We start from the raw sequence: 12,778 nt of genomic DNA, 5'->3' as shown, positions 1-12,778 counted from the left end.
CTGGTCCGGCCGGGTTAACTGGCAGGTTATACGCATTGCGGTATATGTAATTGATGCCGCTGTTTTCCTTCGAGGGTCGTTCACCAAAGGTCGACCCCACCGCTTTTGTGGCGCCCACCGCCACCCTGATTGGCGATGTCACCGTCGAGGCAGGTGCCTCGGTTTGGTACAACGCCGTGCTGCGGGGCGACTACGCGCCGGTGGTGGTGCGCGAAGGCGCGAACGTGCAGGACGGCTCGGTGTTGCACGCCCCGCCCGGCATCCCCGTCGATATCGGGCCAGGGGCGACGGTGGCGCATCTGTGCGTCATTCACGGGGTCCACGTGGGTCCAGAGGCGTTGATCGCCAACCACGCCACGGTCCTGGACGGAGCGGTGATCGGGGCCCGCTGCATGGTCGCTGCGGGCGCGCTGGTGGTGCCGGGCACGCAGATACCCGCCGGGATGCTGGTGGTCGGTTCGCCCGCCAAGGTGAAGGGGCCTATCGAAGGAACCGGGGCGGAGATGTGGGTCAACGTGAACCCGCAGGCCTACCGTGACTTGGCTCAGCGGCATCTGACTGGGGTGGAGCCGGTTTGAGTTCCGGCAGCGTTGCGGGCCGGCGTGGTGGGCCGTGCGGGGCGCAGTGTGCCCGCCTTTCCGCGACAACTCTGGTACCTGCATTGATGCGCTGAAATGGCTCTCGTCTGCGCGCGCTCGAAACGGCGCTGACGTGCGCAAATGCAACTGTCGCTTAAAGGCGGGCATGGCGACAGCCGCTTCCCGGCGAGACCAGTGTGGCTGTGTGACGGCGCGGCTGGATGCGCACCTCGAGTGCGAACGACGTGGCGCGCTCGCGGCGTGTCGCGCAGCAGAATTCACACCCGGCGGCACGCTCGGTGGCCGCGAATGTGTTGGCCGGCCGCCTAGTCCTGCCACCCGGAGTGGATATAGGTGTCGGCGAAGCGCTTGAGCGAGTCCTTCTTCTTGTCCAGCGGCGCGTCGAAGCCCAAGCCGTCGAAGACCCACGGAATGGTGATGTAGTCGGTGACACCGATCTCGGCAAGCTCGCGATGACCGTCCACTCCGAACTTGTCCAAGCAGACGGCCTGGTACTCGAACGGGTCATCCGCACGGCCGTTCTCGGCAAGTAACGCCTTGAGCTTTCGGATGGTTTCGTCCAACTGGGCGTGCGTCATCATCGCGCTGGTCCAGCCGTCGCCAACGCGGGCGGCGCGCTTGAGGGCCACGTCGGTGTGTCCGCCGACGTAGAACGGCACCGGCTCGCTGGGGGCGGGGCTCATCTGCAGGCGGTCGAAATCGTAGAACTCGCCGTGGAATTCGACCATGCCACCGGCCAGCACCAACTTGATCACTTCGATCATCTCGTCGACGCGCTTGCCGCGGCGCGCATAAGGCACCCCGCACCACTCGAATTCCTCTGGCGCCCAACCGATCCCGACGCCGAACCCGAAACGGTTGTTGGTCAGGTTGGCCACCGAGCCGACCTGGCGGGCCAGCAGCAGCGGATTGCGCGAACCGAGCTTCATCACGTTCGTGTAGAACCGCAGCTTGGAGGTGACCGCGCCCATCGATCCCGCCAGGATCAGTGGATCGACCCACGGGCTGTTTTCGTCGAACATCCGCTTGCCGTCGGCCGTGTACGGATAGTCGACGGACTGCTCTTCGAAGTAGAAGATCGAGTCAGGCAGCGCGATGGAATCGAACCCGACTTCCTCTGCGATCTTCGCTAATTCGAGCAGCTGGTCGATGGGGCTGAACGCGATGGAAAGCGTGTACTTCATCCGCGTCATGGCTTGTCAGACCCAACCACCCACATGGAGTAGTACTGCGACCCGCCGCCGTAGGCGTGTCCCAGAGCCTTCCGCGCATTCGGGACCTGGTGGTCGCCGGCCTTGCCCATCACCTGAATCGCAGCCTCGGCGAAGCGAATTAGACCCGAGGCGCCGATCGGATTGGAGGACAACACGCCCCCGGACGGATTGACCGGTAGCCGTCCGCCGATCGCGGTCTCGCCCGCCTCGGTCAGCTTCCAGCCCTCGCCCTCGGCGGCAAAGCCGAGGCTCTCCAACCACATCGGCTCGAACCAGGAGAACGGCACGTAGATCTCGGCGGCATCGATCTCGTCGATCGGGCTGGTGATGCCGGCGGCCTTCCACAGGGCGGCGGCCGCGTCGCGGCTGGCCTGCGGGTTGACTTGGTCGCGACCGGAGAACTGCAGCGGCTCCGTGCGCAGCGCGGTGGCGTGAATCCAGGCGACCGGATGCCCTTCGGTCACACGGGAATCGGCGATCTCCTCATTGCCGATCACCACCGCGCAGGCACCGTCGGACGACGGGCACGTCTCGTCGAAGCGGATGGGGTCCCACAGCATGGGGGAGGACATCACCTTCTCGACGGTGATGTCGGGCTGATGCAGGTGCGCCAACGGGTTTCGGGCGCCGTTGCGTCGGTCCTTGGTCGCGACTATCGCGCCGATGTTGAGGGGAGCGCCGGAGCGGCGGATGTAGGAGCGGACGTGGGGGGCGAAATACCCGCCGGCGCCTGCTCCCACCGGCTTGATGAATGGAATCGGGATCGACAACGCCCACATGGCGTTCGATTCCGACTGCTTCTCCCACGCCACCGCCAGTACCCGGCGGTACTTGCCGGACTGCACCAGGCTGGCCGCGACTATGGCGGTAGAACCACCGACCGAACCCGCAGTGTGCACGCGGATCAGCGGCTTACCGGTCGCCCCCATGGCGTCGGCCATGAACAGTTCGGGCATCATGACGCCCTCGAAGAAGTCGGGAGCCTTGCCCACGACAATGGCGTCGATGTCGTCGAACGTCGACCCTGAATCGGCCAGCGCCCGGTCGATCGCCTCGCGCACCAGGCCGTTCATCGAAACGTCCTTGCGCTTGGCGACGTACTTGGTCTGTCCGGTGCCCAGCACCGCGGCGAGGTTCGCCCCTGCGCCTGCCATCAGTTCTTCCCTTCCAGGACCGCGACCAGATTCTGTTGCAGTGCCGGCCCGCTCGTGGCGTGTGCGAGCACCCGCCCCGCCGAGCCGTTCCAGATGTGTTGAGCGGCAAACCCGATGCGCTCCAACCCGGCGGAGAACATCGGGTTGGCGGCCAGTGCGCCGCCGGACGGATTCACCTTGGTCGAGTCGGACAGCCCGATCGCCTCGGCCAGAATCAGATGTTGGTGGGTGAACGGGGCGTGGATCTCGGCGACGTCGATCGCGGTGTCACCGCCGGTGGCCGCCTTTGCCGACGCCGCTGTGGACGGCGACGCGGTCAGGTCGCGCGCGCCCAGCACCGGGGTCTCGATGCGGTGGTCGAATCCCGTTATCCACGCCGGGTTTTCGCGGAGTTCCCGAGCGCGGTCATCGGCGGCCAGCACGATGGCGGCGGCGCCGTCGGTGATGGGCGCGATGTCATGCCGTCGCAGCGGATCGTTGAAGAACGGTCGGGAGAGCAGTTCGTCGATGCTCTTGGCCGGCTTCACGGAATCGTTGCGTTCCGCATGTGCGAACGAGTCGAGCGCCACCTGCGCCATCTGCTCGGCCGTCCACTTGCCGGAGTCCAGACCGATTCGGGCTTGAAGTCCCGCCAGCGACACCGAATCCGGCCACAGCGGCGCGACGGTGTACGGGTCGGTCTGCCGGGACAGGATCTGTCGGAGGGTGCCCGCCGAAGACTTGCCGAAGCCGTACACCAGCGCGGTGTCGACCTCGCCGGTCAGGATCTTGATGTAGGCCTCGAAAAGCGCCCACGCCGCGTCCATTTCGACATGCGACTCGTTGATCGGCGGCACGGCGCCGATCGAATCGATCGCGGAGATGAAGGAAAACGCCCGTCCGGCAAGGTAATCGGAGGAGCCCGAGCACCAGAAGCCGATGTCGGACTTGGTGATTCCGAGGTCGTCATACAGCTGGGCGAAGCACGGCATCAACATCTCGACGCCGTTGGTGGTGCCGTCGGTACGGCGAACGTGCGGGGCGTGGGCGAAGCCGACGACCGCCACATTGCGATCACTCATAGGTAGGTCAGCCCTTTACAGGTGGTGTTTGTAGGTGTCGTAGTCAGCGTCGGGTTCGCCGGTAGGCCGGAAGTATTCGATGTTGTCGATGCCATATCCCCACTCCTCGCGGGGCTTCCAGACCGCCTCGACCCGCATGCCCATCCGGACCTCGTGCGCGTCGATGTCGGCGACGAGGTGCAGGAACGGGATGTCCGCGCCGTCAAGCAGCACGTAGGCCGCCACGTAGGGCGGTTTGATGCGCTGGCCCTGGAACGGGATGTTGATGATCGCGAACGTCGTCACCGTGCCCTTGTCCGGCAGCTCGACGAATTCCGTCGTCGGCAAGCCGGTGGCCGGGTCGGCACCGTGCGGCGGGAAGTAAACCTTGCCGTTCTCGCCCGTCCGTGCGCCGAGTAGCTTGCCCTGGGCGATGGCCCGCAGGTAGGCGCTCTCCTCGTGCGAGGCGGTGTGCTGGATGGTCAGCGATATCGGCGTGACGATCATTGTCACCGGCTCGCCGTCCGTGGCCGGCGGCTCGACCTTCTCTTCCTCATCGCCGAGCTTGAAGTAGGCGATGTCGGTGATGGCGCCAACGGTCTCGTCGGCCCAATGCACGTGCACCCGGGCGCCGGTGCTGATAGCGGAAGGGCCGGCGTCGCCAACATCCACGGCGTGAATCAGCGACGTGTCGGCGCCGTCCAGCTTGATCAGCGCCCAGGCAAACGGCCTGTCGAGGGGCTGGCCCTCGAGGGGTTCGGGCTGCCAGGTCCAGGACACGACGGTTCCGACGCTGGCCACCGGTACCATTTCGCTCAATGGCTCGTAGGTGACCGGGTCGTACTCGGCCGGCGGCACGAGCACCCGCCCGTCCGATCCGCGAACCCCCAGAACGCGGCGCTCACGCAGGGCGGTGAAGAACTCGCCTAGCGTGGGCCCCACCGAACGGGTGTAGTCGAAGGACAACGTCAAAGGCGCGGAGAGAGGCGGCTCAGGGTGATCGATCAAGTTCAGGCCGCTTTCAGTGGCTGTCACGCCTTCGAGTAGAACAGGTTCTAAGAATCGTTTCAACTAGGGATGATCGCAAGCGCGGCGTAGCCGGGCGCGGCGGGTCATCACAATTGAACTAGGCCCTTTTCCCAGGCATAGGAGGCTGGCAATGAAGCTCGGACTGCAGCTCGGATACTGGGGCGCTCAGCCGCCGGAGAACACGGCGGAGTTCGTCGCCGCAGCCGAGGACGCCGGCTTCGACGCCGTCTTCACCGCCGAGGCGTGGGGTTCGGACGCCTACACGCCGCTGGCCTGGTGGGGTTCGTCGACCTCGCGCGTCCGGTTGGGCACCTCGGTGGTGCAGCTGTCGGCGCGGACGCCGACGGCCTGCGCGATGGCCGCGCTGACGCTGGACCACCTGTCCGGTGGACGGCACATCCTCGGGCTGGGCGTGTCCGGGCCCCAGGTGGTCGAAGGCTGGTACGGCCAGAAGTTCCCCAAGCCGTTGGCCCGCACCCGCGAGTACATCGACATCATCCGTCAGGTGTGGGCCCGGGAGGCGCCGGTCACCAGCGACGGACCGCACTACCCGCTGCCGCTGAAGGGCGAGGGCACAACGGGTTTGGGCAAGCCGTTGAAACCCATCACCCACCCGCTGCGCGCCGACATTCCCATCATGCTGGGCGCCGAGGGGCCCAAGAACGTGGCGCTGGCGGCCGAGATCTGCGACGGCTGGCTGCCCATCTTCTACTCGCCGCGGATGGCCGACATGTACAACGAGTGGCTGGACGAAGGGTTCGCACGGCCGGGCGCGCGGCGCACTCGCGAGGACTTCGAGATCTGCGCAACCGCGCAGATCGTCGTCACCGAGGACCGACCGGCCGCGTTCACCGCGATCAAGCCGTTCCTCGCGCTCTACATGGGCGGCATGGGAGCCGAGGACACCAACTTCCACGCCGACGTCTACCGCCGGATGGGTTACGCGGAGGTGGTCGACGAGGTCACCAGGCTGTTCCGGTCGCAGCAGAAGGACAAGGCCGCCGAGGCCATCCCGGACGAACTCGTGGATGACGCCATGATCGTCGGCGACCTGGACTACGTGCGTAAGCAGATCGAGGTCTGGGAAGCCTCCGGTGTCACCATGATGGTGGTGGCCGCTCGTAGCGTTGAGCAGGTACGCGACCTCGCAAACCTGGTCTAGTGTTCGTTCTGCGTCCTCCCTTGCCAGGGACTAGAACACGTTCTAGATTGGCCGAATGACGCCCTCGCAACACACCATCGCGGGCACGGTACTCACCATGCCCGTGCAGATCCGCAAGGCGCAGCAGCACATGGCGATGTTCTCCGTGGACGCCGACGCCGCCCAGCGCATGATCGACTACAGCGGCCTCCGGGTCTGCCGGGTCACGCCCGGGCGTGCGATTGTGGTGCTGATGCTGATGCACTACCTCGACGGCGACCTGGGCCAGTACTACGAGTTCGGCACCAGCGTGATGGTCAACCCGCCCGGGGCTCCGCCTGGGTCAAAGACGTCCGGTTTGCAGGCGTTGCGGGAGGCTGGCGCCTTCATTCACCATCTGCCCGTCGACCAGGAATTCACGTTGGAAGCGGGAACCAAGATCTGGGGTTACCCGAAGGTGCTGGGTGACTTCACCATCCGCGGCGGGCGGCAGTTCGGCTTCGACCTGAGCATCGACGGGCAGTTCGTGGTGGGCATGGAATTCAAGTCTGGCCTGCCGTTCCGGATAGCGCCGCGCACACAAGCACAGCGGTCGTACTCGCACCGCGATGGCATCACCCGGGAGACGGGGTTCGAGCACACCTTGGATGGCGTGCGCACTCGGCTTGGGGGAGTGCGCATCCGGTTGGGCGATCACCCGTACTCGAAAGAACTGGCGGCGCTTGGTCTTCCGAAGCGCGCGATCTTGTCTAGTTCGGCCGCGAACGTAAAAATGACATTCGGCGACGCTCAGGAGATTTCATGACGGCAGCAGAAGTGGAAACCAGACCCGACGTCGACCTGACCGACGGCGCGTTCTATGCGGGTGACTCCCGTTCCGTCTACCGCTGGATGCGAGAGAACGAGCCGGTTTTCCGTGACCGCAATGGGCTGGCCGCCGCGGCGACCTATCAGGCGATCATCGATGCCGAGCGGAATCCCGAGTTGTTCTGCAACGGCGGCGGTTTCCGGCCGGACCAGGACGCGCCGCCGATGATGATCGGGATGGACGACCCGGAACACCTGCTGCGCCGAAAGCTGGTCAACGCCGGCTTCACCCGCAAGCGGGTGAAAAACCTTGAGGGATCGATCACTTCGCTCTGCGACACGCTGATCGACGCGGTCTGCGAGCGGGGGGAGTGCGACTTCGTTTGGGACATAGCCGCCCCGCTGCCGATGGCGGTGATCGGCGACATGCTCGGGGTGCGCCCGGAGGAACGTGAAATGTTCCTGCGCTGGTCGGACGACATGGTCAGCTTCTTGAGCAGCACCACCTCACAAGACGACTTTCAGGTATCGGTGGATGCCTTTGCCGCCTACACCGAATACATGATGGGCATGATCAACTCCCGCAGGACCGAGCCGACAGACGACCTGGTCAGCGTCCTCGTGCACGCGGAGGTCGAGGGTTCGCGGCTGGCGGACCACGAGATCGTCACCGAGGTGCTGCTGCTGTTGATCGGCGGTGACGAAACCACCCGTCACACGCTGTCCGGCGGAACGCGGCAACTGCTCTTGCACCCCGATCAGCACCAGCGTCTGGTGAACGATCTGACGTTGTTGCCCAACGCGATCGAAGAGATGCTGCGCTGGACCGCGCCGGTGAAAAACATGGCGCGCACGCTCACCGATGACACCGAGTTCCACGGCGCCCAGCTGCGGAAGGACGAGAAGATCATCCTGCTGTTCGAGTCGGCGAACTTCGACGAGAACGTTTTCGACGACCCGGAGACGTTCAACATCGAGCGCTACCCGAACAACCACCTGGCTTTCGGCTTCGGAACTCACTTCTGCCTCGGCAACCAGCTGGCGCGGTTGGAGCTGTCGATCATGCAGAGTCGGCTGCTGCAGCGCCTTCCCGACATGCGGCTGGCCTCCGATGACCCGCTGCCGCTGCGACCGGCGAACTTCGTCTCCGGGCTGGAGAAGATGCCGGTGGTGTTTACGCCGAGTGCGCCGCTGAACGCGTAATTCGCCGCCGTAGGCGCAATTCTTGGGACCGCCACGCAGCGGTACATAGCGGTACGTGGGCCGTCGTTGCCGGTTGTCGGGCGGAGTTATGGGCTGTCTTGGCCGTCGTCGCCCTTGCCCAAGCCGCCGTTGCCGGGAGCGCCCCCGCCTCCGACACCGACGGTGCCGCCATTGCCTCCGTCTCCGCCGCCGCCGGAGCCACCTGCCCCGCCGGCCGAACCGTCATCGCCGGCTTTGCCGTCAGTAGCACCGCCCAGGCCGGTAGCGAAGGCGCCGCTGCCACCTCCACCACCGGTACCGGCGCCGCCGATCCCGCCGGCGCCGCCGCTGGTCTCAATGGGGGGGCCGCCGGGGGACGCTTTGGCGCCGCCGCCGCTCCCACCGGTACCGCCGGTGGCGTTGGCGTCACCGCCGCCACCGCCAGCTCCGCCGCCGCCGCCGTACGCGCCGACAGAGGCGCCGGCGTCGAAGGCCTGACCGCCAGCACCGCCGCCACCGCCGGCGCCGCCCTTGGCCCCGGTGGGACCGCCAGAGCCATCCGCACCGCCGCCGCCGGTACCGCCCTCGCCGCCGGCGCCCTCTCCGAACGGGGTGCCGAGGACCGTGACGGTTGCGGTGCCACCGGTGCCGCCAGTGCCGCCGGTGCCGCCGTCACCGCCGTGGCCGCCGCTGCCGGTCCCGGTGCCGGCGTTCCCGCCGATGCCACCGGCACCGCCTCCGCCGCCGCCACCGCCCGAGAGGCCTTGTCCCATGGCCGCCGGCCTCGTGTTGTCGCCGCCATTGCCGCCGTTACCGCCGTACCCGCCTAGGCCACCGTCGCCATTGGTTCCGCCGTTGGGGGTGCCGCCGCCAACACCGCCGATGCCGCCTTGGCCGCCGGTTCCGCCGGTGCCGCCTTCGCTGTTGTCGGTGCCGGGGCCCTCGCCGCCGTCTCCGCCGTTGCCGCCGGTACCACCCTGGCCGCCAGTGCCACCCACGCCCGCGGAGCCGCCACCGCCCGCCCCGGCCGCGCCGGCGTCGCCGCCCGCACCACCGTCGCCGCCCTTGCCCCCATTGGCACCGTCGTCGCCGCCGGTGCCAGTGTTGCTGCCACCTAGGCCGCCTACGCCGCCCTGGCCGCCAGTACCGCCCATCCCACCGTTGCCTGCGGTGCCGCCGTTGGCGTCACCACCGGCGCCGCCGGCACCACCGGCACCACCCTGGCCGCCCTGACTACCCGCAGTTGGGGTGACCGGGTCATCGTTGCCGCCTTTCCCGGCGCCACCGGTACCGCCGTTCCCGCCGGTGCCGCCGACGCCCCCGGTGCCGCTGCTGCCGTTGAGGCCTCCGGTGCTGCCGATCCCGGCGGCACCAGCGGTGCCGCCTTGGCCGCCTTGGCCGCCTTGGCCGCCGATCCCGCCGCTGTCGCCGGTGTTGTTGCCACCGGTGCCGCCGGTGCCGCCCTGGCCGCCAATGCCGCCGTTGCCGCCGGCACCACCCTTATTGTTGAAAAATTCGACACCGCCGGTGCCGCCTTGGCCCCCGGCCCCACCTTTGCCGCCGATGCCGCCGCCGGTGGGTGCCAAGCTGTCGTCGCCGCCGGTACCACCGGTCCCGCCCATACCTCCGGTGCCGCCGTCGCCGCCCTCCCCGCCGGAGCTCAGGCTCAGCCCGGCGGCTCCACCAGCGCCACCTTTGCCGGCGTCGCCGCCGTCGCCGCCGGTTCCGGCGATACCGCCCTCGCCGACCACACCGCCCGCCCCACCGGCCCCACCGGTACCGCCTGTTCCACCTTTGCCTCCATTGCTCAAGGTCAGCAGTCCGGCGCCACCGGCACCGCCAATTCCGCCCTCCCCGCCTTTACCGCCATTGCCGCCTTTTCCGTTGGTACCACCGGCTCCGCCGTTGCCGGCGGCGCCGCCGGTACCGCCCATGCCACCGTCACCGGCCGCGGCATTGGTGTCGCCGCCGGGTAGGCCCCCGGTGCCTCCCGCGCCGCCCTTGCCGCCGTTGGTTCCGTTGCCCCCTTCGCCGCCGTTGCTGATGTCGTTGATCCCGGTGCCGCCTGACCCGCCGGTGCCGCCTTTGCCGCCGGTTCCGCCGGTGCCGCCGAAGCCCTCGTTGCCTGCTTTGATGCCGGCACCCCCGGCGCCCGGCGCTCCGCCAGTGCTGCCTTACTGTTCTTGTTGCCTTTGCCGCTGTCGCTCACGGCTGCCTGAGTGTCTTCGCTGCCGGTGCTGCTGAGGTGCCGTTTTGCCGTTGTTGCCGCCATTGCCGCCGAGGCCCTGGGCGCCGTCGGCCCCCGCTCCGGGGGCGCCGCCCGTGCCGCCGGTTCCGCCGGTGCCGCCAACCGCGCCCTGGCCGCCCTCGCCACCGTCGGCGAGGCCATCCTTCCCGGCGCCGCCTTGGCCGCCGGTGCCGCCTTTGCCGCCTTGGCCGCCCTGGCCCGCGGTGCCCGCAGCGCCGACGCTGCTGCCCGCCCCGCCTAGTCCGGCGTCCCCGCCGGTGCCGCCAGTGCCACCCTGGCCGCCCTGGCCGCCGGGAGTGTCGGGAGCGCCAGCGGCGCCGGTGCCGCCCTGGCCGCCGGTGCCGCCCTTGCCGCCTTTGCCGCCGGTGCCGCCGATGCCTTGGATGCCGCCACCGCCGGCGCCAGCTGCGCCGCCCGTGCCGCCGATTCCGCCCTGGCCGCCGACTGCGCCTTGACCGCCTTGCTCGCCGTTGGTGCCCGTGCTGTCCAGACCAGCGCCGCCCTGCCCGCCGGTGCCGCCCTTACCGCCTTGACCACCGGAGCCCGCACTGCCCGCAGCGCTGCCGTGGCATTGCCGTCTTCGCTGTCGCCGTGGCGTCGCGCCGCTGGTGCCGCCTGTGCCACCTTGTTGCCCTTGTCGGTGGTGTTGAGTCCACCGGCAGCGCCACTGCCGCCTTGACCGCCGATGCCGCCTTGGCCGCCGTTGCCGCCTTGGCCGCCGATGCCTTGAATGCCGCCGCCGCCAGCTCCCGCGGCGCCACCCGTGCCGCCGGTGCCGCCCTTGCCGCCGGCCGCGCCCTGGCCGCCTTGCTCGCCATTGGTGCCAGTGCTGTCGAGGCCGGCGCCGCCTTGACCGCCGTCGCCGCCTTTGCCACCTTGACCGCCCGAGCCGGCGGTCCCGGCGAGGCCCGGGGTGCTGCCGACGCCGGCTTGGCCGGCGGCCCCGCCGATGCCTCCCGTGCCACCTTGGCCACCCTGTTGGCCAGGGGTGTCGAGGTCGCCGTCGGCGCCGGTGGCGCCGGTGCCGCCGATCCCGCCGGTGCCACCGTTGCCGCCGTTGCCCCTTTGTTCTGGTGCTGCCGCCACTGGTGCCTCGCGGCGCTGCCGGTGCCGTTGCCGCTGCTGTCGCCGCTGGCGCCTTACTGCCCTGCGCTGTTGTTGCCGAGGGCATCGACGCCGGTGCCGCCAGTGCCGCCGGTGCCGCCGTTGCCGCCTTGACCGCCTGAGCCGGCGGTGCCCGCGTCTCCGGGTGTCGGGCCCGCGCCGCCTTGGCCGGCGGCCCCTCCGGTGCCTCCGGTGCCGCCTTTGCCCCCGCTGCCGCCGGGGGTGCCGGTGATGCCGGGGATGCCGCTGCCGCCTTGGCCGCCTATCCCGCCGACGCCGCCGTTGCCACCGCCGCCGCCGACAGCCGTTATGCCGCCGCCGCTACCGGCTGCGCCGCCAGTGCCTCCGGCACCGCCTGCGCCGCCTTTCGCGCCTTGCGTGCCGACGCCATCCAGACCTGCGCCACCTGCGCCGCCGGCACCGCCCTGGCCGCCTTTGCCGCCGGGGCCAGCGGAACCCGCCATCCCCGGGATGGGGCCGGCGCCAGCGTCGCCGGCATCTCCGCCGACGCCGCCGGTGCCGCCCTGGCCACCTGGATTGCCGGGGGCGTTCGGCGCCCCGTCGGCGCCGCTGCCGCCCTGACCGCCGATCCCGCCGGCGCCACCGGTGCCGCCGGTACCGCCGACGGCCTCGCTGCCACCGCCGCTGCCGGCCGCGCCGCCGGTGCCGCCTTTGCCGCCCGCGCCGCCGGTAGCACCTTGACCGCCTGTCCCATCGATACTCGCCCCGCCGGCGCCGCCGGCACCGCCCGTGCCGCCTTGGCCGCCCGGCCCAGCGGAACCGGCAGCCCCGGGGGCGCTGCCGGTTCCGCCGTCGCCGGCGTCCCCGCCGGTGCCGCCGGTGCCGCCCTGGCCACCTGGGTTGCCGGGGGTGTTGATCCCGCCGTCGGCACCGATACCACCGGTGCCGCCCTTGCCGCCTTGGCCACCGGTGCCGCCGACGCCGCCGATGCCTTGAATGCCGCCGCCGCCCGCGCCTGCGGCGCCGCCGATGCCGCCGGTGCCGCCCTTGCCGCCGGCCGCACCCTGGCCGCCTTGGCCGCCTTCGTCGGGGCTGTCCAGACCGGTGCCGCCCTGGCCGCCGGTACCGCCTTTGCCGCCTTGACCACCCGAACCGGCCACACCCGCGGTGCCGGGGCTGCTGCCGACGCCTGCGTCGCCGGCGTCGCCGCCGGTGCCACCGGTGCCGCCCTGACCCCCCTGACTGCCGGCGGTGTTGAGCCCACCGGCAGCGCCCGTGCCGCCTTGCCCACCGATACCG

10 protein-coding genes and 2 pseudogenes are annotated in these 12,778 nt (G+C 69.7%); 5 read left to right on the top strand and 7 right to left on the bottom strand.

From position 1 onward, the window contains the following. Positions 1-53: 53 nt before the first annotated feature. Entirely contained in the window at positions 54-578 is a 525-nt protein-coding gene (locus G6N68_RS25080) for a gamma carbonic anhydrase family protein (protein WP_163718940.1), read from the top strand. Between the two features lie 326 nt (positions 579-904). On the opposite strand, the gene G6N68_RS25075 is transcribed toward G6N68_RS25080, so the two are convergent. Genes G6N68_RS25075 through G6N68_RS25060 form a run of 4 tightly spaced genes read right to left on the bottom strand, consistent with a single transcriptional unit; the run spans position 905 to position 5,042 of the window. Further along, complete coding sequence (locus tag G6N68_RS25075) at positions 905-1,783, bottom strand: TIGR03619 family F420-dependent LLM class oxidoreductase (protein WP_163718939.1); 879 nt, start codon at positions 1,781-1,783, stop codon at positions 905-907. Positions 1,784-1,788: 5 nt separating this feature from the next. Then, positions 1,789-2,967, bottom strand: a complete 1,179-nt coding sequence (locus G6N68_RS25070) for a thiolase family protein (RefSeq protein ID WP_163718938.1) — start codon at positions 2,965-2,967, stop codon at positions 1,789-1,791. Beyond that, positions 2,967-4,028, bottom strand: a complete 1,062-nt coding sequence (locus G6N68_RS25065) for a thiolase family protein (RefSeq protein WP_163718937.1) — start codon at positions 4,026-4,028, stop codon at positions 2,967-2,969. Before G6N68_RS25065 ends, G6N68_RS25070 begins: the two co-directional genes overlap by 1 nt. Before the next feature lie 15 nt (positions 4,029-4,043). Beyond that, a complete protein-coding gene (locus tag G6N68_RS25060; protein WP_205351512.1) occupies positions 4,044-5,042 on the bottom strand; it encodes a Zn-ribbon domain-containing OB-fold protein in 999 nt (332 codons plus the stop codon). A gap of 124 nt (positions 5,043-5,166) precedes the next feature. Here G6N68_RS25060 and G6N68_RS25055 point away from each other — a divergent pair, with 124 nt between their 5' ends. Genes G6N68_RS25055 through G6N68_RS25045 form a run of 3 tightly spaced genes read left to right on the top strand, consistent with a single transcriptional unit; the run spans position 5,167 to position 8,187 of the window. Next, entirely contained in the window at positions 5,167-6,198 is a 1,032-nt protein-coding gene (locus G6N68_RS25055) for an LLM class F420-dependent oxidoreductase (protein WP_163718936.1), read from the top strand. Positions 6,199-6,253: 55 nt separating this feature from the next. Next, positions 6,254-6,982: an acetoacetate decarboxylase family protein gene (locus G6N68_RS25050; RefSeq protein ID WP_163718935.1), complete on the top strand. Its 729-nt coding sequence runs from the start codon at positions 6,254-6,256 to the stop codon at positions 6,980-6,982. Beyond that, complete coding sequence (locus G6N68_RS25045; RefSeq protein WP_163719877.1) at positions 6,979-8,187, top strand: cytochrome P450; 1,209 nt, start codon at positions 6,979-6,981, stop codon at positions 8,185-8,187. Before G6N68_RS25050 ends, G6N68_RS25045 begins: the two co-directional genes overlap by 4 nt. A gap of 86 nt (positions 8,188-8,273) precedes the next feature. On the opposite strand, the pseudogene G6N68_RS32430 reads toward G6N68_RS25045, so the two are convergent. Then, a pseudogene (locus G6N68_RS32430) lies at positions 8,274-10,100 on the bottom strand (hypothetical protein); the annotation flags it as partial. A gap of 285 nt (positions 10,101-10,385) precedes the next feature. On the opposite strand from G6N68_RS32430, the gene G6N68_RS32425 reads away from it, so the two are divergent. Continuing rightward, positions 10,386-10,655 carry a hypothetical protein gene (locus G6N68_RS32425; RefSeq protein ID WP_205351568.1) on the top strand — a complete coding sequence of 90 codons (270 nt, stop codon included), beginning with the start codon at positions 10,386-10,388 and terminating at the stop codon, positions 10,653-10,655. Here G6N68_RS32425 and G6N68_RS32420 read toward each other — a convergent pair. Both G6N68_RS32420 and G6N68_RS32415 read right to left on the bottom strand, forming a co-directional pair. Further along, a complete protein-coding gene (locus tag G6N68_RS32420; RefSeq protein WP_163718932.1) occupies positions 10,652-11,500 on the bottom strand; it encodes a hypothetical protein in 849 nt (282 codons plus the stop codon). The two genes, G6N68_RS32425 and G6N68_RS32420, sit on opposite strands and share 4 nt — an antisense overlap. 53 nt (positions 11,501-11,553) lie before the next feature. Continuing rightward, positions 11,554-12,778, bottom strand: a pseudogene (locus G6N68_RS32415) (PE family protein); the annotation flags it as partial.

Origin of the sequence: Mycobacterium bourgelatii (assembly GCF_010723575.1) — a bacterium.
Lineage (GTDB): Bacteria > Actinomycetota > Actinomycetes > Mycobacteriales > Mycobacteriaceae > Mycobacterium > Mycobacterium bourgelatii.
This window is presented reverse-complemented; position numbering and strand designations above follow the sequence as displayed.

Bases quoted from the DNA above. Each gene is read 5' to 3' on its own strand.
- G6N68_RS25080 (WP_163718940.1), top strand. From the start codon at position 54: ATGCCGCTGTTTTCCTTCGAGGGTCGTTCACCAAAGGTCGACCCCACC.
- G6N68_RS25075 (WP_163718939.1), bottom strand. From the start codon at position 1,783: ATGAAGTACACGCTTTCCATCGCGTTCAGCCCCATCGACCAGCTGCTC.
- G6N68_RS25070 (WP_163718938.1), bottom strand. From the start codon at position 2,967: ATGGCAGGCGCAGGGGCGAACCTCGCCGCGGTGCTGGGCACCGGACAG.
- G6N68_RS25065 (WP_163718937.1), bottom strand. From the start codon at position 4,028: ATGAGTGATCGCAATGTGGCGGTCGTCGGCTTCGCCCACGCCCCGCAC.
- G6N68_RS25055 (WP_163718936.1), top strand. From the start codon at position 5,167: ATGAAGCTCGGACTGCAGCTCGGATACTGGGGCGCTCAGCCGCCGGAG.
- G6N68_RS25050 (WP_163718935.1), top strand. From the start codon at position 6,254: ATGACGCCCTCGCAACACACCATCGCGGGCACGGTACTCACCATGCCC.
- G6N68_RS25045 (WP_163719877.1), top strand. From the start codon at position 6,979: ATGACGGCAGCAGAAGTGGAAACCAGACCCGACGTCGACCTGACCGAC.